General features: G+C 68.5%; 23 protein-coding genes. 8 read left to right on the forward strand and 15 right to left on the reverse strand.

What is annotated here, in order from left to right; genetic code table 11:
* Nucleotides 1-268: 268 nt before the first annotated feature.
* Both ACFWPH_RS20520 and ACFWPH_RS20525 read right to left on the reverse strand, forming a co-directional pair.
* The gene (locus ACFWPH_RS20520) at nt 269-499 is read right to left on the reverse strand and encodes a hypothetical protein (protein ID WP_033245578.1); all 231 of its coding nucleotides are present in this window, start codon (nt 497-499) and stop codon (nt 269-271) included.
* A 142-nt stretch (nt 500-641) separates the two neighbouring features.
* Nucleotides 642-1,064, reverse strand: a complete 423-nt coding sequence (locus tag ACFWPH_RS20525) for a ChaB family protein (protein WP_378753238.1) — start codon at nt 1,062-1,064, stop codon at nt 642-644.
* 192 nt (nt 1,065-1,256) lie between these two features.
* Between ACFWPH_RS20525 and ACFWPH_RS20530 the strand changes: the two genes are divergently transcribed.
* Nucleotides 1,257-1,724 (forward strand): PPOX class F420-dependent oxidoreductase, encoded by a 468-nt coding sequence (locus ACFWPH_RS20530; RefSeq protein ID WP_378753240.1) that lies wholly within the window; start codon nt 1,257-1,259, stop codon nt 1,722-1,724.
* A 154-nt stretch (nt 1,725-1,878) separates the two neighbouring features.
* Here ACFWPH_RS20530 and ACFWPH_RS20535 read toward each other — a convergent pair whose 3' ends face one another.
* The 3 genes from ACFWPH_RS20535 to ACFWPH_RS20545 form a co-directional block, all read right to left on the reverse strand.
* Nucleotides 1,879-2,844, reverse strand: a complete 966-nt coding sequence (locus ACFWPH_RS20535; protein WP_378753242.1) for a glycerate kinase — start codon at nt 2,842-2,844, stop codon at nt 1,879-1,881.
* A gap of 461 nt (nt 2,845-3,305) precedes the next feature.
* Complete coding sequence (locus ACFWPH_RS20540; protein WP_378753244.1) at nt 3,306-4,370, reverse strand: tartrate dehydrogenase; 1,065 nt, start codon at nt 4,368-4,370, stop codon at nt 3,306-3,308.
* Nucleotides 4,367-5,788 carry an NAD-dependent succinate-semialdehyde dehydrogenase gene (locus tag ACFWPH_RS20545; RefSeq protein WP_378753550.1) on the reverse strand — a complete coding sequence of 474 codons (1,422 nt, stop codon included), beginning with the start codon at nt 5,786-5,788 and terminating at the stop codon, nt 4,367-4,369. Before ACFWPH_RS20545 ends, ACFWPH_RS20540 begins: the two co-directional genes overlap by 4 nt.
* A gap of 429 nt (nt 5,789-6,217) precedes the next feature.
* On the opposite strand from ACFWPH_RS20545, the gene ACFWPH_RS20550 reads away from it, so the two are divergent.
* The 3 genes from ACFWPH_RS20550 to ACFWPH_RS20560 all read left to right on the forward strand — a co-directional run bounded on the left by ACFWPH_RS20550 (nt 6,218) and on the right by ACFWPH_RS20560 (nt 9,421).
* Nucleotides 6,218-7,681, forward strand: coding sequence for an MDR family MFS transporter (locus ACFWPH_RS20550; RefSeq protein ID WP_378753246.1), 1,464 nt, complete (start codon nt 6,218-6,220; stop codon nt 7,679-7,681).
* A gap of 81 nt (nt 7,682-7,762) precedes the next feature.
* Nucleotides 7,763-8,590: a mycofactocin-coupled SDR family oxidoreductase gene (locus ACFWPH_RS20555; RefSeq protein WP_378753248.1), complete on the forward strand. Its 828-nt coding sequence runs from the start codon at nt 7,763-7,765 to the stop codon at nt 8,588-8,590.
* Between the two features lie 45 nt (nt 8,591-8,635).
* Nucleotides 8,636-9,421 (forward strand): IclR family transcriptional regulator, encoded by a 786-nt coding sequence (locus ACFWPH_RS20560; RefSeq protein WP_378753250.1) that lies wholly within the window; start codon nt 8,636-8,638, stop codon nt 9,419-9,421.
* A 103-nt stretch (nt 9,422-9,524) separates the two neighbouring features.
* Here the strand turns inward: ACFWPH_RS20560 and ACFWPH_RS20565 are convergent, their stop codons facing one another.
* The 5 genes from ACFWPH_RS20565 to ACFWPH_RS20585 form a co-directional block, all read right to left on the reverse strand.
* On the reverse strand, nt 9,525-10,520 hold the full coding sequence (locus ACFWPH_RS20565; protein ID WP_378753252.1) for a 2-hydroxyacid dehydrogenase: 996 nt from the start codon (nt 10,518-10,520) through the stop codon (nt 9,525-9,527).
* Nucleotides 10,517-11,446: a hydroxymethylglutaryl-CoA lyase gene (locus ACFWPH_RS20570; RefSeq protein WP_378753254.1), complete on the reverse strand. Its 930-nt coding sequence runs from the start codon at nt 11,444-11,446 to the stop codon at nt 10,517-10,519. The genes ACFWPH_RS20565 and ACFWPH_RS20570 overlap by 4 nt, the downstream gene beginning before the upstream one ends.
* Complete coding sequence (locus tag ACFWPH_RS20575; protein ID WP_378753256.1) at nt 11,443-12,684, reverse strand: CaiB/BaiF CoA transferase family protein; 1,242 nt, start codon at nt 12,682-12,684, stop codon at nt 11,443-11,445. Before ACFWPH_RS20575 ends, ACFWPH_RS20570 begins: the two co-directional genes overlap by 4 nt.
* Nucleotides 12,685-12,703: 19 nt before the next feature.
* On the reverse strand, nt 12,704-14,080 hold the full coding sequence (locus ACFWPH_RS20580; protein WP_378753258.1) for a GntP family permease: 1,377 nt from the start codon (nt 14,078-14,080) through the stop codon (nt 12,704-12,706).
* Between the two features lie 390 nt (nt 14,081-14,470).
* Entirely contained in the window at nt 14,471-14,881 is a 411-nt protein-coding gene (locus ACFWPH_RS20585; protein ID WP_378753260.1) for an ArsR/SmtB family transcription factor, read from the reverse strand.
* A gap of 86 nt (nt 14,882-14,967) precedes the next feature.
* Here ACFWPH_RS20585 and ACFWPH_RS20590 point away from each other — a divergent pair, with 86 nt between their 5' ends.
* Nucleotides 14,968-15,849 carry an NAD(P)-dependent oxidoreductase gene (locus ACFWPH_RS20590; protein ID WP_378753262.1) on the forward strand — a complete coding sequence of 294 codons (882 nt, stop codon included), beginning with the start codon at nt 14,968-14,970 and terminating at the stop codon, nt 15,847-15,849.
* Nucleotides 15,850-16,014: 165 nt separating this feature from the next.
* On the opposite strand, the gene ACFWPH_RS20595 is transcribed toward ACFWPH_RS20590, so the two are convergent.
* From ACFWPH_RS20595 to ACFWPH_RS20615, 5 genes are all read right to left on the reverse strand, one after another.
* Nucleotides 16,015-16,206, reverse strand: coding sequence for a hypothetical protein (locus tag ACFWPH_RS20595; protein WP_378753264.1), 192 nt, complete (start codon nt 16,204-16,206; stop codon nt 16,015-16,017).
* A gap of 28 nt (nt 16,207-16,234) precedes the next feature.
* Nucleotides 16,235-17,317: a Vms1/Ankzf1 family peptidyl-tRNA hydrolase gene (locus ACFWPH_RS20600; protein WP_378753266.1), complete on the reverse strand. Its 1,083-nt coding sequence runs from the start codon at nt 17,315-17,317 to the stop codon at nt 16,235-16,237.
* A 99-nt stretch (nt 17,318-17,416) separates the two neighbouring features.
* The gene (locus tag ACFWPH_RS20605) at nt 17,417-18,391 is read right to left on the reverse strand and encodes a TIGR03557 family F420-dependent LLM class oxidoreductase (protein WP_378753268.1); all 975 of its coding nucleotides are present in this window, start codon (nt 18,389-18,391) and stop codon (nt 17,417-17,419) included.
* Between the two features lie 368 nt (nt 18,392-18,759).
* Nucleotides 18,760-19,533, reverse strand: a complete 774-nt coding sequence (locus ACFWPH_RS20610; protein ID WP_378753270.1) for a DUF72 domain-containing protein — start codon at nt 19,531-19,533, stop codon at nt 18,760-18,762.
* 142 nt (nt 19,534-19,675) lie between these two features.
* On the reverse strand, nt 19,676-20,548 hold the full coding sequence (locus ACFWPH_RS20615; protein ID WP_378753272.1) for an alpha/beta fold hydrolase: 873 nt from the start codon (nt 20,546-20,548) through the stop codon (nt 19,676-19,678).
* Between the two features lie 160 nt (nt 20,549-20,708).
* Between ACFWPH_RS20615 and ACFWPH_RS20620 the strand changes: the two genes are divergently transcribed.
* The 3 genes from ACFWPH_RS20620 to ACFWPH_RS20630 are packed head-to-tail and all read left to right on the forward strand — an operon-like array spanning nt 20,709 to nt 23,123.
* Nucleotides 20,709-21,482, forward strand: coding sequence for a helix-turn-helix domain-containing protein (locus ACFWPH_RS20620; protein ID WP_378753274.1), 774 nt, complete (start codon nt 20,709-20,711; stop codon nt 21,480-21,482).
* A gap of 53 nt (nt 21,483-21,535) precedes the next feature.
* Nucleotides 21,536-22,621 carry a dihydrodipicolinate reductase gene (locus tag ACFWPH_RS20625; RefSeq protein ID WP_378753276.1) on the forward strand — a complete coding sequence of 362 codons (1,086 nt, stop codon included), beginning with the start codon at nt 21,536-21,538 and terminating at the stop codon, nt 22,619-22,621.
* A complete protein-coding gene (locus tag ACFWPH_RS20630; RefSeq protein WP_378753278.1) occupies nt 22,611-23,123 on the forward strand; it encodes a carboxymuconolactone decarboxylase family protein in 513 nt (170 codons plus the stop codon). The genes ACFWPH_RS20625 and ACFWPH_RS20630 overlap by 11 nt, the downstream gene beginning before the upstream one ends.
* Nucleotides 23,124-23,159 lie beyond the last annotated feature (36 nt).

Genomic DNA, 23,159 nt, shown 5'->3' on the forward strand with positions numbered 1-23,159 from the left:
GAGTGGGCCAGGGGCCGGGGTCGGGTGGTGCGGGCTCCGGCGACGGCCGCGGGTCGGTATCGCGCATGATCTTCCTTCCAGGCGTCCTGCGCGTGGTTTGCTTCTTCGGCGCCGCGCTGCGGGCGCCGTTACCGGAACGCGGCTGTCCGGCCGGCATTCCGGTCGAAGCCTGCTCCGCGCAGCATCGTCGGCCCGTCGTCGTCCACGGGCACCGGAACCACCGGCCACCGGTTGAAGGCCGGTGGCCGGTGAGCGTGCCGGGGCGAGATCAGCTCAGGCGCTGGGCGAGCAGTGCTTTGGCCTGCTCGGCGCCCTTCTGGCTCTCGTGCTGGGCACGTTTGAAGAATTCGGCGATTTCGGCGTCACCGGCCCGCTCGGCGTCCCGGCTGTACACCTCCATCCGCAATGCGTTGCTCAGACATGCCTCGGTGAACCAGATGAGGTTGTAGTCCTTGTCCTTGGTGCCGGTGAACTGGCCGGTTTCCTGCTGGATGCTCATTACGGCCTCCTGTTCGCTTGTCCGCGCCCGGTGGCGGGCGCCTGCTGCCGACGGTGTCCCTACCGTCACCGCCGCCCTACCCGCCGCACCGACCGCGAAACTGCGGGTACGGCGGGATTGCGCGAACCGCCGGCTGCGGCGCTCACTTCCTGCGCCGGGCCGTTTCGCGGCGGTTGGATTTCTCGATGGCGGTGACGAGTTCGTCCTTGGTCATCTTCCACCGGCCGGTGATATCGAGCCGGCCCGCGACGTCGAGCAGATGCTGTTTGGAGGCGTTGGCGTCCACACCTCCGGCGCTGGTGCCCTTCGGGTTCGGGCCACCGCCGGCCGCGCGTTCATCGGACGGGCCCCGCTTCTTCTTCGGCTCCCAGTGGTCGCCGACCTTCTCGAAGCTGTGCTTGAGCGCCTCGTAAGCGACCCGATGCGCGCGTTGTTCGCTGCCGTAGGTCTGCAGTGCCGAATCGTGGGCCTTGGCGAAGGTGCGCTGCGCTTTCTCGTCCGAACGCTGCAATGTGCTCGGCAGTTCCGATTTCCGGACGCTGCCGCGAGCAGTCGTCTTCGGCATCGCGTACTCCTTCCTGGTCCTTGTTGTCAGGCGTTCCGGCGCGGACTTCGTGCTCTCGTTCCGGCCCGGATACCCGGCGGCTACCCGTTCGCGCGATGCTGAATCCGGTGCGCCGCCGAGCACGGCTCGGCCTCGCCGACCCTGGCTATGCTGCGGAGAAAGTTCACGCAGCGAACGCAGAGAAAGGCCTTCATGCCCCGCATCGCCAGCGCCACCACGGTCGACCGTGCCGCCCTGCTGGAATTCCTGCAATCCCGCCACCGCGGCGTCCTGGTCACCACCCGGTCCGGCGGGTCACCGCAGATATCCCCGGTGACCTGCGGCCTCGACCCACAGGGCCGAATCGTCGTCTCCACCTATCCCGGTCGCGCCAAGACCCGCAATATCCGGCGCGACCCGCGGGTGTCGATCTGCGTGCTGTCCGACGATTTCAACGAGGCCTATGTGCAGATCGACGGGCGCGGCGAGGTGATCGATATGCCGGCGGCGCTGGACGGCCTGGTCGACTACTACCGGGGAATCGCCGGTGAGCACCCGGATTGGGACGAGTACCGCTCGGCCATGGCCCGGCAGAACAAATCGCTGATCCGCATCACCATCGAACGCTGGGGTCCGATCGCCACCGGAGGTTTCCCGCCCGAACACGATCCGGCCGACTGAGCCGCCACCGGCGCTGGATCTCCGGCCCCAGGTGGCCCGCGGAGATGCCGCCGGTCGGCGTCGGTGATATACCGGCTGAGCGCTACCGGTGCCGGCGAGTCCGTTTCGAGGTGAAGCGCGGGAGGGAATCGGCCGATAGGTGCCGGCCGCGACTTCAGGAGTTTCGGGCCCCGATACGCCGGCCCGCCGCCCGCATCGCGGTGGTGTCGGAGGCGACGATCACCTCGGCGAACCGTGACCGGTAGTCGCCGAGATCCTCGCCCACCGAACCGACCACGGCGTACACCCGGGTATCGCCGGCCCGGGCAAGGATTGCCGAGATGATCTTCCCTGCGCGAGTCTGACCGTCGAGCCGGCCTTCCCCGACGACGATCGAGTCGGCGCCGGCGGCCAGCGTATCGAATCCGCCGGCATCCAGGACGTACTCGGCACCCGACCGCAACTCCGCGCCGTACTGCGCCCACATCCCACCGGAGAAGCCGCCCGCCGCGCCCGTGGCATCGACACCGGACGGGTCGCGCGGGAGCCGGCGCGCGGTATCGACGAGGCGGCGGGTCAGTAGTTCCACAGTCGCCGGGTCGGCGCCTTTCTGCGGGCCGAAGACACGGGCGGCGTCGACGTACCGGGTGGTGACATCGGTGAGCACGGTGATCGATGCGCCGCGCAGACCACCGCCGTCTTCGATCGCTGCGATGGCGCCGGTACCGCCGTCGGTCGTAGCCGAACCGCCCGCTGCGACCACGATCCGCCGGGCACCCCGGCGCGCGGCCGCCGCGACGAGCATGCCGGTGCCGTAGGTATCGGCGGTGACCGGATCACGCGGCCCGTCGTGCGAGGTGGTGACCCCACTGGCCGCGGCGAGCTCGACCACCGCGACCCCGTGGTCGGACAGGCCGATCGTAGCGGTACACGGCACGCCCCAGGGGTTGCGTGCCTCGACGGTCACCCGGTCCAGACCGAGCGGCTCGACGAGTACGTCCAGGGTGCCCTCGCCGCCGTCGGCGACCGGCAGCCGCAGCGCGCGGCCTCCGCTCTCCTCGACGCCGCGGCCGATGGCCTCGGCGACCTGCGTCGCGGTGTAGGTGCCTTTGAAACTGTCCGGGGCGATCAGCACGGTCACGACGGCGTCCCTGCGCAGCGCCGATAGACCGCGCCGGCGGCCCCGAACCGGCCGGTCCGGGGCCGCGTGTGGCCGGCCGATTCCGGGAGACGGCCCCACTCGTGGCCGCGTTCCGGCGAACCGGCGGCTCGGATCCTGGAGACGTTCATGGGGGTAACCCTATCGGCGCCGACACCCGGGCCACAGTCGGAGAACCCGCCTTACCGCGCGCGGCGGCCCGATTCACCGCGAAGCGGAACGCTTCCGGTGGGCGCCGGTGGTGCGAGCCGGGAGACGACGTGGTTTTCGGCGCGCCCGGTCACCGCATCCATCGTGCCGAGATGGGCGGGCCGTGACAGGCTCCGGGCGAACGGTGCGCAACAGTGTGAGCAGGATGTGCCGCATGGAGAAACACCATGAGGCACACCACGGCGCGGAAGCCGCACTACCCGGCGGCCGATGCGATCACTCGGTCCGCTGCCTCAGCCGGCCGGAAGCAGCGCCGACGCCCGGTCGGCGATGGCGGTGCCGACCTCGGTGGTGGTGGCGGTGCCGCCCAGATCGGGGGTGCGCGGGCCGCCGTTTCCGAGGACATCGGTGACGGCCCGGTCCACGGCCGCGGCCGCGGTGTGCTCACCGAGGTGGTCGAGCAGCATGGCGGCCGCGAGGATCTGCGCGACCGGATTGGCGATACCCTGCCCGGCGATATCCGGGGCGCTGCCGTGTACCGCCTCGAACATGGAGGGAGCGTCACCGGCCGGGTTGATATTGCCGGAGGGCGCCAGGCCCAGTCCGCCGGTGACGGCGGCGGCGAGATCCGAGAGGATGTCACCGAACAGGTTCGAGCCGACGATCACGTCCAGCCGGTCGGGATGCAGCACGATTTCGGCGGCGAGCGCGTCCACATGCATCTGCCGGGTCTGCACCGCCGGGTAGTCGGCGGCGACCCGGTCGAAGATCTCGTCCCAGTACGGCATGGAATGGATCAGGCCGTTCGATTTCGTCGCCGAGCACAACCGGCCCGTGCGCTCGCTCGCCCGCTCGAAGGCGTAGCGGATGATCCGCTCACAGCCGACGCGGGTGAATACCGATTCCTGCAGGACGAATTCGTCGGGGCGGCCCGGGTTGTGCTTACCGCCGATCTCGGAGTATTCGCCTTCGGAGTTCTCCCGCACGATCAGCAGGTCCAGATCTTGGGCGGTGCGGTCGCGCAGGGCCGATTCGGTGCCGGGCAGCAACCGGACGGGACGCAGGTTGACGTACTGGGCGAAAGCACGCCGCAACGGGATCAGCAAGCCCCACAGCGAGATATGGTCCGGGACGCCGGGAAAACCCACCGCACCCAGCAGGATCGCGTCGAATCCCGAGAGCTGCTCCGGGCCGTCCGCCGGCATCATCGCGCCGGTGCGCAGATAGTTCTCGCAGGACCAGTCGAATTCGGTCCATTCGATACCGGGCAGTACCCGGTCGATGACCTTGACCGCCTCGGCGGTGACGTCGACGCCGATGCCGTCGCCGGGAATGGTCGCGATCCGATAGGAACTCACAGGGGCACTCCGATGTATTTGATTTCGAGGAATTCGTCGATACCGACCAGGCCGCCTTCACGGCCGAGACCCGATTCTTTCACTCCACCGAACGGGGCCGCCGGATTGGACACCACGCCCTGGTTCAGGCCGACCATCCCGGTGTCGAGGGCCTCGCTCACCCGGAGTCCGCGCCGCAGGTTCTCGGTGTAGACGTAGCCGACCAGGCCGTACGGGGTGTCGTTGGCTCGGTCGAGCGCCTCGTCTTCGGTATCGAAGGTGCTCAGACAGGCAACCGGGCCGAAGACTTCGGTATGGCAGATCAGTGCGTCGTCGGGCACGTCGGTGAGCACCGTTGCCGGATAGAAGTTGCCGGGGCCGTCGAGGGCCTCACCGCCCAGCAGGACCCGTGCGCCCCGGGCGCGGGCGTCGGCCACCAGTTCGGTCACCTTCGCCACGGCGTCGGTATCGATCAGGGGCCCGACGACGACTCCGGGTTCTGTGCCGGGTCCCAGCGGCAGTTGAGCCATTCGAGCGGTGAGCCGTTCGGCGAAATCGCCCGCCACGTGCCGGTGGACGAAGAATCGGTTCGCCGCCGTGCACGCCTGCCCGATATTCCGCATTTTCGCGGCCAGCGCGCCGTCGACGGCCGCGTCCAGATCGGCGTCGTCGAATACGAGGAAGGGGGCGTTTCCGCCCAATTCCATGGAGGTGCGCATGACGGTGCGTGCGCACTGCTCCAGCAGGGTTTTACCCACCGCCGTCGACCCGGTGAAGGACAGTTTGCGGGACCGGGGGTCGAGGATCAGGGGTGTCATCAGCGGGCCCGGGTCCGAGCTCGTCACGACATTCACCACCCCCGCGGGTGCGCCCGCCCGGTGCAGGATTTCGGCGAGCGCCAGCGTGCACAGCGGTGTCTGCTCGGCGGGTTTCACGACGCAGGTGCACCCGGCCGCGAGCGCCGGGCCGATCTTGCGCGCCCCCATGGCCATCGGGAAATTCCAGGGCGTGATGAGCAAACTCGGGCCCACGGGCTGTTTGGTGACCAGGAACCGCGAGCCGCCGCCGGGTGCGGGCATATATCCGCCGTCGAGCCGGACGGCCTCCTCGGCGAACCACCGGAAGAACTCGGCAGCATAAGTGATTTCGCCGCGGGCCTCCGCGAGCGGTTTGCCCATTTCGAGGGTGGCGATCAGGGCCAGGCGATCGGCGTCGTCGAGGAGCAGGCGATGGGCGCGCATCAGAATATCGCTGCGCTCGCGAGCAGGGGTCCGTGCCCACTGCGCCTGGGCTGCCGCCGCGGCGTCGAGCGCGGCCATCCCCTCCTCGGGCGTGGCATCGGCGACCGTACGCAGCTGCCGCCCGGTGGCCGGATCGGTCACCGCCATGGTGGCCGCGGCCGGACGCCACCGGCCCCCGATGAAGAGGCCGTCGGGTATGGACTCGACGGCAGCGCGTTCGGCGTCGGCGAGTGTCTCTTCGGTGAGCACGGCGACGGCTCCTCCCTCTCGGCGGCCCGGTCATACCCTGGGCTGAATTGTCGACAATCCTACAATAGTGCCGGCCTTGGTGTGGCAGTACGGAAAGTGTCTCTTCCGGCATGACGTCGATCACAGCGGAAGCAGTCGGTCTGCGTGGGGCGGCCACGGAAGTGCCGGTTCTCGGCGGCGTACGGCCGGTTGATGGCGGCGGCCGGGAATAGTGCGGCCCGAAAATCGATTGATCTCATGCGTAGCCGTAGGAAAGACTGGCGCGTCACCGATGAGCCGGATGGGTCGTACCCGTCTGCTTTCATATGTGGCCCGGGCCCGGTCGACGACGACCGCCCGATGCCACGCAGAGTTCGTTCACGACCCCGGAGGTAGCCGATGCCCGCACTGAAGTCTGTTCGCCGGGCCGGCGGGGGTACGCCCGCGGTGATCCAGCTGCTGGTGATCGCGACCTTCGTGGTGATCCTGAACGAGACCATCATGATCAACGCGATTCCGCGGCTGATGAACGACCTCGAGGTCACCGAACGCGCGGCGCAGTGGGTCTCCACCGCCTTCATGCTCACCATGGCCGCCGTCATCCCGGTGACCGGCTGGTTCCTGCAGCGGGTCACAACCCGGCGGGCCTACGCCATGGCCATGGGGATCTTCCTCGCCGGTACGGCGTTGTCCGCGGTCGCGCCGTCGTTCGCGGTGCTGCTGGTCGGGCGGATCGTGCAGGCGGGCGGTACGGCGGTGATGATGCCGTTGCTGATGACCACGCTGATGACGGTGGTGCACGAACGCGACCGCGGCCGGGTCATGGGCAACGTGACGCTGGCGATTTCGGTCGCGCCGGCGATGGGTCCGGTCATCTCGGGTCTGGTGCTGCAGGTCGCGTCGTGGCGGTGGTTGTTCGTGCTGGTGCTGCCGATCGCGGGGGTGGTCACCTGGTTCGGTCTGCGCAGTCTGGAGAACGTCGGTGAACCGGAGGCCGGCTCGATCGACTGGTTCAGCGTGGTCTTCGCGGCACTCGGTTTCGGCAGCCTGGTCTATGGCCTGAGCCAGTTCGAAGCGGGCAGTGTCACGACCCCGGCGCTGATCACTGTGGCCGGGATCGTGCTCATCGGTTTGTTCGTGGGCCGTCAGTTGTGGTTGCAGCGCACGGGGACGCCGCTGCTGGATCTGCGAGTGCTGCGGGCGGCGACCTATGCCAAGGGACTGGTTCTCATGGCGGTGGCGTTCCTGGCGATGCTCGGTTCGATGATGCTGCTGCCGCTGTATCTGCAGAATCTGCGCGAGCTGTCGCCGCTGCTCACCGGCCTGCTGGTGATGCCGGGCGGGCTGGCCATGGGCTTGCTGGGGCCGGTGATCGGCCGGATGTTCGACCGTTTCGGCGGCCGCGTCCTGGTGATTCCGGGATCGATCGCGATCACCGCCGCGCTCGCGGGCTTCACCCAGATCTCGATCAGCACGCCGTACTGGCAGTTGCTCGGACTGCACATTCTGCTCATGATCGGGCTGGCCGCGGCCTTCACCCCGGTGTTCACCCTCGCGCTGGGCGCGCTGCCGGAGGATCTCTATTCGCACGGCAGCTCGATGCTGGGCACCCTCCAGCAGGTCGCCGCCGCGCTGGGCACCGCCCTGGTCGTGACAGTGATGGCGACCCGGGCGGGCACGCTGGAGGACGGTGGCGCCGATGCGGTGTCGGCACAGCTGGGCGGGATGCAGTGGGCGTTCGCGGTCTCGGCGGCGCTATCGCTGGTCGTGATCGTCATGGCGGTCCTGCTGCCGAACAGGTCCAGCGCACCGGATGAGGACGATATCGACGAGAAGGCCGAGGCGGAGTTGGTCGAGGCCTGATCGTCCCCGTTCGGGCACATTTTCGGCACTGGGCGTCATATTCTTGCGGCGAGAGCCGGATCGACAGTGACGGAGATGGTCATGGGGACACTGGACGGCAAGGTCGCGTTCATCACCGGGGCCGGTCGCGGTCAGGGGAGAAGCCACGCGGTGCGCTTCGCCCGGGAAGGTGCCGACATCATCGCCGTCGACACCACGGCGGAGGCGAAGAGTGTGCCCTACTCCCTGGCGACCGCCGAGGATCTGGCCGAAACGGCTCGCCTGGTGGAGGCCGAAGGGCGGCGGATCCTCGCCCGGGACGCCGACGTCCGTAATCTCGCCGCCCTGACGGCCGCCGTCGACGAAGGGGTGAAGGCACTCGGCCGCCTCGATATCGTGGTCGCCAATGCCGGCATCTCCAGTCCCGCGCCGACGCTGGGCATGAGCGAGGACACCTGGCAGGAGATGATCGATATCAACCTGACCGGTGTCTGGAAATCACTGAAGTCGTCGGTGCCGCATATCGTCGAATCCGGGCACGGCGGTTCGGTCGTCATCACGAGTTCGGTGGCGGCGATGGTGGCCCAGGAGAACATCGCGCACTACGCCGCCGCGAAAGCTGGTCTGGTGAGCCTGATGAAGGTGCTGGCCAAGGAGCTGGCCCCGCACAGCATCCGGGTCAATACGGTCCACCCGGGCACGGTGGGCACCGATATGGTCTACAACGAATCCACCTATCGGCTGTTCCGGCCGGATCTGGAGAACCCGGGCCGCGCCGATTTCGAAGCGATGGCGGGGAAGATGAACCGGTTGCCGGTGACCGCCCTCGAACCGGAGGACATCACGAACACGGTGCTGTTCCTGGTATCCGATGCCGCGAAATACATCACCGGCACCACCCATATCGTCGACGCCGGGAACGCGCTGTAGAACGCCGGGATCGGGGCGGGGGCGACCGCGGCGTAGATTCGGCGTATGTCCAGGGATGACGGCGGGGCGGCCGCGAACCATCAGCCGCTGCTGGTGCTGGTGAAGATCACCGAGATACTCGACGCCTTCTCGCTGGCACGGCCGTCGCTGACCTTGGGAGAGATCCAGCAGGCCACCGGTTTCCCCACCTCCACGGTGCAGCGGCTGGTGACGAATATGGTCGCGCAGGGGCTGCTGGATCGCGCGGGCGACCAGATCCGGATCGGGCTGCGGATGAGCTATTGGGCGGCGACAGCGGTGAAAGGGCTGGATCTGCTGTCGATCGTCGACCCGGTCCTGCGCGAGATCCGCGACGAGACCGGGGAGACGGCGTGTGTGTTCCGGGCCGAACACGGTTTCCGGGTATGCGTCGCGATCGCCGAGACCCGGCACGCCCTGCGCCGGGACATGTACGTGGGAAAGATCATCCCGCTCTACGCCGGATCGGCGGGCCGGATTCTGCTGGCCTGGAATCCGGACCTCGCCGAGCAGGTGCTGTCCGCACCTCTGGAACCGCTCACCGAAGGCACGGTGACCAGCCCGGCGGGCCTGCGCACACTCATCGCGCAGGCCAAGGCCGACGGCTACGCGATCAGCGCCGGCGAACGCGAGGATTCCGCGTCCGGGCTGTCGGCGCCGGTGTTCGACGCGGCCGGGAAAGTGGTGGCGGCGTTGACGATCAGCGGCCCGACGATCCGGATGCCGCGCGAACGGTGCGAGGAATGGGTGGATCTGCTCGTCGGCTACGCCGAGCAGATCACGCGCACCCTCGGGGGCCGGATCCCCGCGTGAGGCCCCATCGGGATATGTTTGCGCCCGAACCGGTCCCGGTGCTGTGCGGTCGGCTGGGGCCACATGCAGCGTGGCGGCGGCCGGGCGGCGGAGGCGGTCGTTCTCAGCGGGCGAGCGCCTCCGGGTTGACCGGATGAGGCGGCAGTTCCCCGCGCGCCATCGCGATCGCGTTCTCCGCGCAACGCCGGGCCATTTCGGAGCGCACCGGGACGGTCGCACTGCCGACATGGGGGAGCAGCACGGTATTCGGCAGTTCGGCCAGCCCGGGTGCGAGTCGCGGCTCGTCCTCGTAGACATCGAGTCCGGCGCCCGCAATGGCCCCGTCCTGCAGGGCCGCCACCAGCGCCTGCTCGTCGACGATCGGCCCGCGGGCGGTATTGATCAGGATCGCCGAGGGTTTCATCGCGTTCAGAACGCCGGCGTCGACGAGGTGGCGGGTCTGGTCGTTCAGCGGTACGTGCACCGAAAGGTAGTCGCTGGTCTCGACGAGTTCCGGCCAGGACACGTGGCGGACCTTGCCGGCGAATTCACCCAGTTCCTCTTCGCTCACCGGGCGATCACCGGGGGGCCGCGGGCAGAACGCGACCGTCATCCCGAATGCCAGGGCCCGCCGGGCGGTGGCCCGGGCGATCCGGCCGAAACCGGCCAGTCCCAGCGTTTTCCCGCTGACATCGTGGCCCAGGAGCAATTCCGGTTCCCAGCCGTGGAATTTCCCGGCACGGACGAACGCATCGGCCTCGACGCACCGCCGGGCGACCGCCAGCATCAGCAGGAGGGCGATATCCGCGGTGGCATCGGTGAGCACACCCGGGGTATTGCCGACGACGATGGAATTCGCTGTGGCCGCCGCGATGTCGATATTGTTGTAGCCCACCGCGAAATTGCTGATCCCGGCGATTTTCGCGCGGTCCAGCAGGGGGGCGTCGAACTCGTCGCGCAACTGGGCCACCACCACCCGGTAGTTGCCCGAGGCGCACGCATCCGCCAATTCGGTGCGGGTCAGCCCGTTCTCGGCAACCGTCACCGTTCCCGCCGCTTCGAGCAGGCCCATACCAGGACCGGGCAGCGGGGTCGTGACGAGGAAATCGGTGGCCGTCACGCGATCACCCATTCGAAGGCGCGGGCTTCCGAGCGTGCACCCTGGTCGGTTTTGGAACGGTTGGGTTCGCCGAGTTCGGCGAGCATCCGTTCACTGATATCCACCATCCGCGCGAGGGTATCCGGGGTGAGCCAGTCCGGGCGGGTGGCGAACAGGATGTCCTCGCTGGCGGTGTTACCGCTGGCGCCGGGCGCGAACGGGCAGCCGCCCAGACCACCCAGGCAGCCGTCGACCATACCGGCGCCCGCATCGATGGCCGCCAGCGTATTGGCCACGCCCAGCCCCCAGGTGTCGTGGCCGTGGAAGACGATCCGGCGGTCCGGGGTGGTGCTGCCGACTGCCCGGATGAGCTGGGAGACCTGCGCCGGTACGGCCTGGCCGAGGGTATCGCAGATGACGATATCGGCGGCGCCGTCGGTGCGCGGGTCGGCGGCGATACCGAGCACGCGCTCCGGATCGACCATGCCCTCGATCGGGCAGGTGAACGAGGTCGCGATACAGAGCTGGATGACGCCGCCGCACTCCCGGGCGAGCTCCACGGCCCGTGGCATGGCGGCCACACTGTCCTCGGTGCTGCGCCCGATATTGGCCTGGTTGTGCGAATCCGACGCGGAAAAACAGTATTGGAAGTTCCGCGCTCCCGCGGCGGCGGCCTTCTCGATATGCCGGGGCGTGGCCACCCACACCCAGCATTTCTCGAGTTCCTCCGGCGTCAGCTCGGCGATGACCTCGAGCGTATTGGCCAGCGGCGGTACGAGGTCGGGGCGTGCCATGGAACCGATTTCGAGTTCCGGGACACCCAAGGCGAGCAGTTCGCGGGCGATCTCCACCTTGCGCTCGGTCGGCAGCATCTTTCCGGTGAGCTGCAAACCGTCGCGCAGCGTGACATCGCGCAATCGCGCGGCCGGTGTGTAGGTGAAGGTCATACCGCAACCCCTGTTTCGGCCGTGCCTGTGACGGCATCGATTTCGTCGTCGGTGAGGCGCAGCACCGATGCGAGTACCTCGCGCGTGTGTTCGCCCAGGTCGGGTCCGATTGTACGGATCGGCAGGGAGGCGCCCCCGATCACCGGGACGATGCCCGGGAAGCCGACGGTGGTGGGTTCGGCGGCGCCGATGTCGACCGGGAACTGCTGGATCATGTTCCGGGCGGCGTACTGCTCGTCGGCGCAGATATCGGCGGCGGTGTAGATCGGCCCCGACGGGACCCCGGCCTCGTCCAGGGTTTTCAGGGCTTCTTCGCGGGTGTGCCGTACGGTCCAGTCGGAGATCGCCGCATCGAGTTCTTCGCGTCGGCGCCAGCGGCCGGCGTTATCGCGCAGATCCGGGTCGGCGGCGAGGTCGGGGCGTTCGATGATCTCCATATAGCGCTGGAAGATTCCGTCGCCGTTCCCGGCGATGATGATGCTGTAGCCGTCGCTGCAGGGGTAGGCGTTCGACGGGGCGATACCTTCCATCCGGCCGCCCACCCGCTGCCGCTCGATCCCGTAGGCGAGGTAGTCGGGAACCAGCGATTCCATCACCGACAGGATCGATTCGTTGAGCGCCACGTCGATGATGCGTTCCGGCAGCGGTATCGGAGAAGTACTGCGGGCCCGCTGGAACAGCGCCATCACCGTGCCGAAGGCGGCATAGATACCGGCGATGGAATCACCGATGGAGACCCCGGTGCGTACCGGCGGCCGGTCGGGATCGCCGACCAGCTCGCGCAGCCCGCCGACCGCTTCGGCCACGGCGGCGAATCCGGGGCGCGCGGACTGCGGGCCGGTCTGGCCGTACGCGGAGATCCGGGTGAGCACCAGATCTGGGCTCACCTGCTGCAGCTCCTCGGGGCCGAGCCCCCATTTCTCCAGCGTCCCGGGCCGGAAGTTCTCCAGCAGCACATCGCATTCGCGGGCCAGGTCCAGAACGAGCGCTCGGCCCGCTTCGGTCTTCAGGTCCAGCACGATGGATTTCTTGTTCCGGTTGATCGTGCGGTACAGCATGGAGGTATCACCGTCGTACAGCCGCCACCGGCGCAGTTCGTCGCCGGTGACCGGCCGTTCGACCTTGATCACCTCGGCGCCGAAATCGGCGAGCATCCGGCCGGCGGTCGGTGCGGCGATGTAGTTGCCCAGTTCGAGGACGCGGATACCGGCCAGCGGGCGAACAGCCTCGTTGCTCATATCTTCCTATCGTTGCGGGTCAGAGAACCAGGCTCAGCGGCATGATGAGCAGGATCGCCACCACCGAGGCGATCGAGACACCGACCGAGCAGGATTTCAGGGTGCCGCGGGTGGTCTGGCCCATCAGGGACTGCAGCAGCCAGAAGGTGTTGCTGGTGACGTGCACGGCGAACAGCGAACCGGCACCGGCGGCCAGCGCGATGAGCACCGGATCGATTCCGAGGGCGGGCGCGACCGGGGCGAGGATACCGGCGGCGGTGATCGCCGAGATCGTCACCGAGCCGACCGCGATATGCAGGACGGCGGCGATCACCCACACCATCAGCAGCGGCGCGGCCGTGCTCGCGGTGAAGTATTCGCCGAGGATATCGCCGAGCCCGATGGCGGAGATGGTGGCCGCCAGCGAACCGCCGACACCGGTGAGGATGAGGATCTGGCCGCTTTCGCTGAAGCCGGTGGCGATGGACCGCTGGACGCGTTCGATCCCGACGGCGCGGCGTCCGACGAGACTGGTCCCGACCAGGCCGATCAGCAGGGCGATCACCGGGGTCGACAGGAATTCGATCACCGGGTTGTGCATCTCGGCGACATCGAGGATCGCGCCGACGGCGATCAGGACGAGCGCGGTGCACAGTGGCGCGAACAGCAGTGGCAGGGGAGTCTCGGTGCGAGTCCCGGCCGTGGTTTTGGTGGCCACACCGCCCGCCGCGGACTCGGCCTCGTCGTCGCCCGGGTGCGGGTCGACCGGTTGCTGTTGCTCGTCACGTTCCTCGTTCCACCAGCCGCGGTCGAACAGGAAACACATCACCGCCACCGCGATCGCCACCGTGGGGATCACCAGAACGAGCCCGAAGACCAGCATTTTGCCCAGGGGTACACCGAGCAGGCCGGCCAGCGCCAGCGCCCCGACCCCCGGCACCGTCAGCACGATGCCGCATTCCCCGCCGATGGCCAGGGCCGTCGCCATCTTGGCGGTGCCCTTCTTCCCGATCTTCGCGGCGGTACTGCGCGCCAGCGGGGCCGAGATCACCATGAGCACGTCGAGGTAGATCGACTGCAGGAAGGTCGCGAGTGTCAACGACATCGCGTACGGCATCCGGTCGGCGCCCAGCAGCCGGACCAGCGCCCCGACCAGGCGTTGGATCGCACCGGTTTCCTGCAGCATGGCGCCCATCAGTACACCGAAGGCGACCAGCAGGCCGACCTCGGCCATGATGTCGCCGAAGCCGGTACTGATGGTTTCGACGGTTTTCGTGACGCCCAGCCCGGAGGTGAGGCCCAGGTAGGCCGCGCCGATCACCAGCGATACCACGGGATTGATTCTGAACCGGGTGATCAGCACGACGACAGCGAGGATCGCGGCCGCGGTGTTGAGCATCGTTGCAAGGTCTGACATGTGCTTGTTCCCATCGAGTCGCACTCGGGTGAGTGCTGGTCCCGCGCCGGACGCGAGGCAAAGTTTGCCGTGACTCAGGCCACAGCGCGCTCATATTATGAGCAGAGACTCACGATATAAGCAAGAATTGCTTCAGTCGGGAGTGGATCGATAGCTGGGCCCCGGTCACGGACGGCCGCGAGGATCCCGGATTCGGCGTACTCGGGTTGTTGTTCGAGTCCGTCGGGGTCGCGCCGGATCCGGCGCGCGCTCGACCCCGATCGAGCTACCCGACAGGTTGGGCCCTGAACGGTTACTCGATCCGGCCGTATGGCTCGACAAGTGGCAGCCGCAGCTGCGGATCAGCTGAGGCTCGGTTCGGCAACCACGGGGCCGGCTGTTGTGTGGCGGTTACGGCTGTAGACGTGAGTCGACGGGCCGCTTCAGGGCGGTGAGCAGTTTCGCGCGGTCCTCGGGCGAACCTTCCCACTTCTCGTCGTCTTCGACCAGTTGGGCGAGGCTGCGGAACACCACGTCCAGCAGGCCGGGGAACCGGGTGTGCAAATCCTCGTAGCGCAGCCGGACGAGTCTGGTGCGGCCGGTGATCGTGGTGCGGGTGATCCCGGCTTGTCGCAGCACTCGGTAGTGGTGCGACAACGTGGACTTGTGCAGTTCGATATTGCGGCCGAGATCGCCGCAATTCTCCCCTTCGTCGCAGGCCAGGCAGGCGACCAGCTCGAGCCGGACCGGATCGGACAGGGCGTGCATGACGGTGGCCAGGTCCAATTCGCCCGTTTCGGGGTGCGGTAGCTCGGCGGGCATATGCCACCCTCCTCCACTCGCTTGACAGTTGGATGATCGTACAACAATGATTGTTGGAAATAATTCCAACAATCAGGGAGTGTGGAATGTTCGAGGTATCACCCACGCCTGTCGCAATACTCGGGCTGGGATCCATGGGTTCGGCAATCGCGAAAACTCTTCTGGCGGCAGGCCATCCGACGGCGGTATGGAATCGGACCCCGGCAAAGTCCCGGCCCGTGCTCGACCTCGGCGCACGCGGTACCTCGTCGGCTGCCGAAGCGGTCGCGTCCGCTCCGCTGATCGTCGTATCGCTGCTCGATGACGACGCGGTGGGGGAGGCGCTGGCCGAAGCCGGTCCGGCACTGCGTGAGCGCGTGCTGGTGAACCTCACATCGTCGACTCCGGAGCAGTCGAGAGCCCGCGCCGAATGGGTCACGCGCCATGGCGCGGAGTACGTGGACGGCGCCGTCTTGGCGGTACCGCAGGACATCGGGACACCGGAGGCGCTCCTGCTGTATTCCGGGTCCGGCAGCGGCTTCCGCAGCGCGGAGCCGGTATTGCGCGTGCTTGCCGGTCAGGGGAGATACCTGGGCGCGGACTACGGCCGGGCCGCGGCGTTCGACGCCGCACTGGTTTCGGTGTTCTGGTTTTCGTATATCGGTGTGGCCCTCAGTATCTCGCTCGCCGAGGCCGAGGGGGTGAAGGGTAGCGAACTGGTGCCGTTCGTGCCTGCCCTGGTCGGGTTGGTGCCGCAGTTGATGGCGAAAACCGCCGAGCAGGTCGCCGCCGGGCACTACCCGGCCGATGACACGTCCATCGCGTCCGCGTACGCCGCATCGGCGACGCTCCGCGAGGTGATCGCGCGCCACGGCATCGACACCGGTGTGCTCGACGCGACGAACGATCTGTTCCGCCGCGCACTGGATGCGGGATACGGGGCCGACGGGCTCGCCCGGCTGGTGCCCGTGCTATCCGTACCGCGCTAGCGCTGGTACCGGGCGCCCGCCGGTGTACTCGCCGGCCTGAACGCCCGGCCTCATGCGATACCTGGGTGGCCCGCGCCGCGGTACGGTTCGCTCATCGGGGCATCGGTGGTTGCCGGGCGCGCGCCGAAGTCCGAACGCCTTCGGTCCCGGCGCCGAACGGGTCTGTCATGTCCCCGCGTCACCGGGGCGCTCGGTGCGGTCGACGCGCTCGTTGACCAGGTCGTCGTCGTCCGCGGGCGGTTCGGGATCGTGCCATTCCTCGGCCCGGCTGGATCGGTTACCGCGCAGCGTGCCCTCCATTTCGTGGGCGAGTTCGTCGTCGCGGGCCGGACCGTGCTTACTACTTCCTCGTTCCATCGTGTCCTCCTGCCTCGGGCGGCGGGGTTCAGGTATGCCGCAGCAGGGCGCCGACGCCCTCGCTGGGGGCGGTGTCCGCGTCGACCGGGGTGATTGTTCCGCCGCGTACCAGGACACCCACCGGTAGTGCTTCGTCGGCCCGGCAGGTCTGCGCGGCCGTTTCGGACAGGGCGCCGAGCGCGGCCGGGTCGCGGACGGGTTCGGGATCCAGCTGTACTGTGCGGTCACCGAGGGCGGCGGCGTTGATCAGCAGATTCTCGGTATTGGCCGCCAAGAGCGCCGAAACCGTCGCGGAGAGTCCGGCGACGGCGGGTCCGTCGTCGCGGCCGCGGGCCTGGTCGAATCGCGCGACCGTTTCGTCCCGTACCTCACGCGCCTCGGCGGTGATGAGTTCGCGGACGTCGTCATCGAATCCGCCGGTATCGGTGCCGGCCGCCCGGCCACCGGATTCGACCTCCACGACGCGGGCCGGCACCGAGCCGAGTGCCCGGCGGACCTCGGCGCGGGCGGTGACATCACCGGCCAGCACCACGATCCGTGCCCGGATGCGTTCGGTCAGGCGCTTCAGCTCCGCGGCGATATCGTCGGCATTGCGCCGGACGGTTTCCTCCACGCGCCGCTGCATCGACAGATGCGACCAGCCGCCGCCGTGGCGGACCTTGTGCACCGGATGCCCCTCGCCCTCCACGGTTTCGCCGACCACATTGCCCCCGTCGTCGACCCCGTACAGTTCCGACCCCACCTTGTCCACCACCGCCACCGCGTGCGGCACCTCCTCGGTTTCGCATTCGATGAGCGGCAGCAGATAGGGCAGCGGCGAGACCCGGACGATCTCCGGCTGGACCGGCCGGGGCAGACGCCGGTCGATCAGCACTCGTTCGGAGTCGGCGATCAGGACGCGGCCGGCACGTCCCGGTTCGGGTGCGCTGCCGGTGACCGCCGCCGCGAGGGACTGGATCATTCCCTCCGTGGCGCCTGCGGCCTCGAGGCGTTCGGCGAGGGCCCGCCAGCGCAGGGTGCGCTGCTGCTCGGCGTCCTCCGTGTCGTGCTGGGCGTCGATGTACAGCGAGGCGAACGGGCCAGGTCGCTGCGCTACTTCTCGGATCGTCATATCAGCCACGTGAGGGCGCGTACCCGGCGCGGCCGGATCGAATCGTGGCGTCCGGAATCGATCTGCGGCCGCCTTGGAAATATTGTTCGAACAGGGATATCAGCCCGGCTGGGCGGTCAGTTTGCGCAGCGGTTCGTCGAGTTCGGTGCGGAAGAAATCCAGAAACCCGTCGGGGTCGGGGCCGGCGTTCTGCATGACCAGATGGTCGAATCCGGCGTCCACGAACGGCTGCGCCACGTCGAGGTAGCGCTGCGGGTCCGGGCCACAGGCGAACTTCTCCAGGATGTCCTGTTCCCGCACGGTGGCGGAGGCGGCGGCGAAATTCACCGGGTTGGGCAGTTCGCTCATCACCTTCCAGCCCGTCATCGCCCAGCGTGAGGTCTCGTGGGCGGCGCGGGCCGCGGTCTGTTCGTCGGATGCCCAGGCCATCGGGACCTCGGCGTAGCGCGGTCCGTCGCCGCCCGCCTCGCGATAGCCGGAGACGAGTTCCGATTTCGGTTCGGTGGCGAACAGGCCGTCGCCCAGTTCGGCGGCGATTCCGGCGGCCTGGGTACCGCCGGCGGCGACTGCGATCACCGGCGGCTCGTCGGGCAGATCGAAGACGCGGGCGTCGGAAAGTTGCAGGTGCCGGCCCTCGTAGGATCGGTATCCGCCCTGCCACAGCAACCGGATGATCTCGAGGGCCTCCCGTAGCAGCGCGTGCCGGCCGGCCACATCGACAGGGAACCCCTCCCCGACGACATGTTCGTTGAGCCGTTCCCCGGCGCCCACGCCGAGAGTGAACCGGCCGTCGGAGAGCAGGGCCACGGTGGCGGCGGCCTGCGCGATGATCGCCGGGTGATAACGCACGGTCGGACAGGTGACACCGGTGGCCAGCCCGATCCGCTCGGTTTCGGCGGCGATGGTGCCCAGGACCGACCAGGCGAACGGCGAATGTCCCTGATTGTCCAACCAGGGGTGATAGTGGTCGCTCATCTCGACGAAATCGAAACCGGCTGCTTCGGCGCGTACGGCCTGGCGGACCAGTTCGCTGGGCCCGAAGCCTTCGGCGGCCAGCTTGTATCCGATCTGCATGGTTCCTCCGGAAGCTGTAGTGGCGGGTGCGCACGGACAACGGTTGCGCGCAGATACCGGGCACGTGCGCGGTACCCGAGCGTTGGTGGGCGAAACGCGCGCCGGATCCCGCGCTACCCAGTCGCCGGTGGGCCGGGGTCGGCGCGGTATGGCAGGTACGGCAGACGGTCGGCGGCGGGGTCGATCCGGGCCAGGTGTCAGCACGGCCACGCTCGGGCCCGGGACGGGGGCCGGCTGTCCATCCGGCGCGATGTCACCCAGACGCTGCAATCGAACCCGGCCCGCGGATCAGGTCGGTCGGCTACGGCCGTCCTGTTGGGTGTGCGGGTAACGGTGGCGCGGTGGGCGTACCCGGCACGCGGATCGGGTCAGTCGGCCGCGGGAATCCGGTCGGGTGTGCGGGTGAGGGTGGCGCCGGCGGCGGTGGCGAGGTGGGCGAAGGCGATCGCGTCGTGGATCGCGGCGCCGCCTGGGTCGTTGTTGAAGTAGACGTAGATATCGTGCTCGCCCGGCCAGGCCTCGGTCAGTCGGTCGGTCCAGGTGTGCAGGGCCCGGCGGCCGTAGTGCGGCGGTGGGTCGGCGCGGCCGTGGTGCAGCCGAAGGTAGCCCCACTCGGTGGTACGCCACAGCGGTGTCACCGGCCGTGACCCGGCGTCGGCCCAGCACAGGGCGGCCTCGTTGCGTTCGAGGACGGCGCGTACTTCGGGGGTCCACCATGATTCGTGCCGTGGTTCGACCGCGACCCGGACTCCGGCCGGGAAGCAACGCAGGCACGCCTCCAGCAAGCCGGGGTCGCCGTGCAGCGTGCCGGGTAACTGCAGCAGCACCGGGCCCAGCTTCGCGCCGAGTCCCTCAGCGTGAGTGAGCAGCCGCGCCACAGGTTCGGCGGGGTCGCGCAGCCGTTTCATATGGGTCAGGAAACGGCTCGCCTTCACCGCGCAGACGAAATCGGCAGGGGTGCGATCGTGCCAGGCGGTGAAGGTTTCCCGGCTGGGCAGGCGATAGAAGGCGTTGTTGTTCTCGACGGTCGCGAAGTTGGCCGAGTAATGCTCGAGCCACAGTCGCTGCGGGCAGGTCTGGGGGTAGAACACCCCGCGCCAATCCCGGTACTGCCAGCCGGAGGTCCCGATATGCCACGGCATCGGTGTTACCGCCTGCCGTGGCCGGCCGGGGGGAGCCGGCTACGGGACCGGGTCGTCGTCACAGGGAGCGACTACCCCGGAACCGGTAGTGCATTCCGGAGCGGGCCCATGCAACCGTCGGTCGCCTCCGTGACGGTGTCGGTCACGTCAGCGCGGGACGGTTCAGCCAGCGCAGCAGGGCCGCGGTGACCTCGTCCGGCTGCTCTTCCATGAGGAAGTGATCGGCATCCACCCGTATCAGCTCGGCGTCGGGTATCCGGTGGGCGAGCTCCTCGGCGGTGCGGATCGGGATGGCGGGGTCGCGGGTACCCCAGATGACGGTGGTGGGGCAGGAGATCTCGGTCAGCCGGGCACCCAGTTCGGGGCGCACCCGGACCTCGTAACCGGCCCAGAAATGCGTGTACCAGCGGCGGCCGTCGGGGGTGCGCAGCACCTCGAGGTAGCGCGCCAGCTGTTCCCGGTCGAAGCTGCCGTTGCGCAGATAACGCGCCAATCCGATCCGGTGGACCAGGTACACGGGCGGTGTGGCCAGCAGGCGCCGGGTCGGGCGGTGCCGGGAGCCGACGGTGAACGCGCCGAACAACAGTCGATACTGTGGCGTGAAAGTGCGGTGCGCTCGCGAATTCAGGATCGCCAGCCGCCGGACCCGATCGGGATGGCGCTGGACGAAACCGAGTCCGAGGAAGCCGCCGTAATCGTGACAGGCCAGATCGACCCGGTCCACTCCCAGAGCATCGAACATCCGCGCGATCCGGTCGACTTCGCTGTCGTAATCGCAGGACAGGGCGGTATCGCGGGCGGAGTCGCCCCAGCCCGGCCAGTCGGGGGCCAGTACTCGCCGGTGCGCCGACAGCGGGCCGATCTGATGCTGCCAGGCCCGATGCGATTCCGGCCAGCCGTGCAGCAGGACAAGTGGGTCGCCGGTACCGGCCTCGGCGTAGCACAGCCGGGCACCGTCGACCGTCGTCTCCTTCAGTTCCGGTGCTGCTGTCCGTTCGATCCGGTTCATGGTCATCGCTGCATGCCTTTCTCGTTCCCGGGGCAGACTGTGCCGAAAGAATCCCGGCGGCCAGGGGGGCCGACTCGTCACTGGCAGCTGAACTCTGCCGCTCCTCGATCCGGACCGGCACCGGAAGGGTGCCGCTATTCGATCCCGCGCCGGTATCGTCGCGCATATGACCCAGGTGGCACTTCCGGAAACGTGCGCTACGCCGGCCACTGCCCGGCTGTGGGTGCGGCTCGGTCACGCCGTCTATCTCGGGCCGGGGCTGGGGCTGGACGCGCATTCGACCGCCATCCCATCGCTCGGTATCGGGATCGACGCGCCGTTTCGGGTCCGCGTGGACGGGCGGCCTGATATCACCGCCCGCAGCTTCCTGTTCCGCGCCCGGACCACGCATCACGTGGTGGAGACCCGGGGCCGCATGCTGTTCTGTTTCTTCGACCCGACCAGCACCGCCCTGGCGCGCTGCCTCGGCGGAATGACCCGCCTGGCCGGGGATTATCCGTACGCGCACCGCCGCGAAGCCGATCTCGTGGCGCTGTGCCGGGAACCGGAGCCGGATATCGAGCGCCTGCTCGACCTGGCCAGTATCCCGCTGCCCACCCTCCGCGACGCCCGGATCGCCGCCGCTGCGAGCCGGATCCGCGCCGATCCGGCGCGTCCGCACCGGGCCGGGGAAACAGCCCGCGCCGCAGGGCTTTCCACCTCATACTTCCTGCGCACCTTCGCCGGGCAGACCGGGACCAGCTTCCGCCGCTACGTCCAGTGGGCACGGATGGTGCATATCGCCCGCGCCTACGCGGTCGGCCACGACCTGACCCGGGCGGCGACCGATGCCGGGTTCGCCTCCCCGTCGCATTTCAGCGATACGTTCCGGGCCATGTTCGGGCTCACCCCGACGGCCTTCCTGCGGATCGGCGGAGAACTGCGGATCATCGAGCAGTAACCGGCGCTGCCGAAACGGCCCCTCCGCAACCAAGCGCTTGCTACGATTCGCCGATGATCTCGACGGTCGTCTGGGGGACCGGCAATGTGGGTCGCGCCGCAATACGCGCGGTCGACGCCCATCCGGAGCTCGTACTGACGGCCGTGGTCGTCCACGATCCGGCCAAGCACGGGCGTGACGCCGGTGAACTCGCTGCGCTGGACCGGCAGCTCGGCGTCGCCGCCACCACCGATATCGAAGCCGTGCTGGCGGACAGCCCCGATGCCGTGGTCTATGCCGCGTCCGGCGATATCCGGCCGGCTGAGGCGCTCGCCGATATCGTCCGCGCGGTAGGCGCCGGTGCCGTAGTGGTGACACCGGCTCTGTACGCCCTCTACGACCAGCGCGGCGCACCGCCGGAAATCCGCGAACCGGTACTGGCCGCCATCGAATCCGGCGGCGGATCGCTGTTCGTCTCCGGCATAGACCCCGGCTGGGGCAACGATGTCCTGCCGGTGCTGATCAGCGGTCTCGGCAGCGTCGTCGATGTGGTGCGCTGCCAGGAGATCTTCGACTATTCGACCTACGACCAGCCCGATTCCGTCCGCTACCTGGTGGGTATGGGGCAGCCGATGGACCAGCTGCCACCCATGGTGGCGCCCGGTGTGCCGACCATGGTGTGGGGCGGGCAGGTGCGGCTCATGGCCCGCGCGCTCGGGGTCGACCTGGACGAGATCCGGGAAGACGTACAGCGACTGCCGCTCGAGTCCACGGTCGAGACCGCGACGATGGGTAGTTTCGCGGCCGGGACGCAAGGCGCGATGCGATTCGAGGTGCAGGGCATCGTGGCGGGGGAGCCGCGCATAATTGTCGAGCACATCACCCGGATCCATCCGTCCTGCGCTGCCGAATGGCCCGCCCCGCCCAACGGGTCGGGCGCGCACCGGGTGATCATCGAAGGGCGACCGCGTATCGAGGTCACCGTCGAAGCCACCGACGAGGGCGGCAACTACGCGGCCGGTGGTAACGCCACCGCCGTCGGACGCCTCGTCGGCGCCATCGACTGGCTCGTCGACGCCGCGCCCGGGCTCTACGACGCACTCGACATACCGCTGCGGCCGGCGGCCGGCAAGCTCGGAAGGAACAGCCATGCGAGTTGATATTCCCGAAGGTAAGGACCCCATCGGCTATGTGTGGGGCGAGATGGTGCCGGGTATCGGTACCGCCGCCTCGAAGTTCTCGCTGGCGGTCTACGAGCACACTACGCTCGGACTGCGCGAATTCGAGGCGGCGCGGTTACGGATCGCCCAGATCAACGGCTGCATCTTCTGCCTGGACTGGCGTACCGAACGCGACGGGCAGAAAGTGGAGGAAGGATTCGCCGACGCCGTGACCGACTGGCGCGCCGGCGCCGAACTCGACGACCGGACCCGGCTGGCCGCCGAATACGCCGAACGCTACGCCCTCGACCACCACAATCTGGACGAGGATTTCTGGTCCCGGATGACCGCGCACTACAGCCAGGCCGAAATCGTGGAACTGAGTATGTGCCTGGGTTCGTGGCTCGCGTTCGGCCGGCTCAATCATGTGCTCGGACTCGACGCGGTCTGTGTACTACCAGGGCATTCCGGCGGCGCTGCCGGCGCCCGGCCCGGCGCCTGACCCGGCACTGTTGAATTCGCCCGCGCTGGGTACGCG

The sequence above is a fragment of the Nocardia sp. NPDC058499 genome, from assembly GCF_042719915.1.
Taxonomy (GTDB): domain Bacteria; phylum Actinomycetota; class Actinomycetes; order Mycobacteriales; family Mycobacteriaceae; genus Nocardia.

What these genes read in the sequence shown, in the direction of transcription:
- ACFWPH_RS20580 (WP_378753258.1), bottom strand. Translation starts at nt 14,080, where the DNA reads ATGTCAGACCTTGCAACGATGCTCAACACCGCGGCCGCGATCCTCGCT.
- ACFWPH_RS20605 (WP_378753268.1), bottom strand. Translation starts at nt 18,391, where the DNA reads ATGCAGATCGGATACAAGCTGGCCGCCGAAGGCTTCGGGCCCAGCGAA.
- ACFWPH_RS20620 (WP_378753274.1), top strand. Translation starts at nt 20,709, where the DNA reads ATGACCCAGGTGGCACTTCCGGAAACGTGCGCTACGCCGGCCACTGCC.
- ACFWPH_RS20530 (WP_378753240.1), top strand. Translation starts at nt 1,257, where the DNA reads ATGCCCCGCATCGCCAGCGCCACCACGGTCGACCGTGCCGCCCTGCTG.
- ACFWPH_RS20570 (WP_378753254.1), bottom strand. Translation starts at nt 11,446, where the DNA reads ATGACCTTCACCTACACACCGGCCGCGCGATTGCGCGATGTCACGCTG.
- ACFWPH_RS20595 (WP_378753264.1), bottom strand. Translation starts at nt 16,206, where the DNA reads ATGGAACGAGGAAGTAGTAAGCACGGTCCGGCCCGCGACGACGAACTC.
- ACFWPH_RS20560 (WP_378753250.1), top strand. Translation starts at nt 8,636, where the DNA reads ATGTCCAGGGATGACGGCGGGGCGGCCGCGAACCATCAGCCGCTGCTG.
- ACFWPH_RS20630 (WP_378753278.1), top strand. Translation starts at nt 22,611, where the DNA reads ATGCGAGTTGATATTCCCGAAGGTAAGGACCCCATCGGCTATGTGTGG.
- ACFWPH_RS20625 (WP_378753276.1), top strand. Translation starts at nt 21,536, where the DNA reads ATGATCTCGACGGTCGTCTGGGGGACCGGCAATGTGGGTCGCGCCGCA.
- ACFWPH_RS20575 (WP_378753256.1), bottom strand. Translation starts at nt 12,684, where the DNA reads ATGAGCAACGAGGCTGTTCGCCCGCTGGCCGGTATCCGCGTCCTCGAA.
- ACFWPH_RS20555 (WP_378753248.1), top strand. Translation starts at nt 7,763, where the DNA reads ATGGGGACACTGGACGGCAAGGTCGCGTTCATCACCGGGGCCGGTCGC.
- ACFWPH_RS20590 (WP_378753262.1), top strand. Translation starts at nt 14,968, where the DNA reads ATGTTCGAGGTATCACCCACGCCTGTCGCAATACTCGGGCTGGGATCC.
- ACFWPH_RS20610 (WP_378753270.1), bottom strand. Translation starts at nt 19,533, where the DNA reads ATGCCGTGGCATATCGGGACCTCCGGCTGGCAGTACCGGGATTGGCGC.
- ACFWPH_RS20520 (WP_033245578.1), bottom strand. Translation starts at nt 499, where the DNA reads ATGAGCATCCAGCAGGAAACCGGCCAGTTCACCGGCACCAAGGACAAG.
- ACFWPH_RS20550 (WP_378753246.1), top strand. Translation starts at nt 6,218, where the DNA reads ATGCCCGCACTGAAGTCTGTTCGCCGGGCCGGCGGGGGTACGCCCGCG.
- ACFWPH_RS20525 (WP_378753238.1), bottom strand. Translation starts at nt 1,064, where the DNA reads ATGCCGAAGACGACTGCTCGCGGCAGCGTCCGGAAATCGGAACTGCCG.
- ACFWPH_RS20615 (WP_378753272.1), bottom strand. Translation starts at nt 20,548, where the DNA reads ATGACCATGAACCGGATCGAACGGACAGCAGCACCGGAACTGAAGGAG.
- ACFWPH_RS20600 (WP_378753266.1), bottom strand. Translation starts at nt 17,317, where the DNA reads ATGACGATCCGAGAAGTAGCGCAGCGACCTGGCCCGTTCGCCTCGCTG.
- ACFWPH_RS20585 (WP_378753260.1), bottom strand. Translation starts at nt 14,881, where the DNA reads ATGCCCGCCGAGCTACCGCACCCCGAAACGGGCGAATTGGACCTGGCC.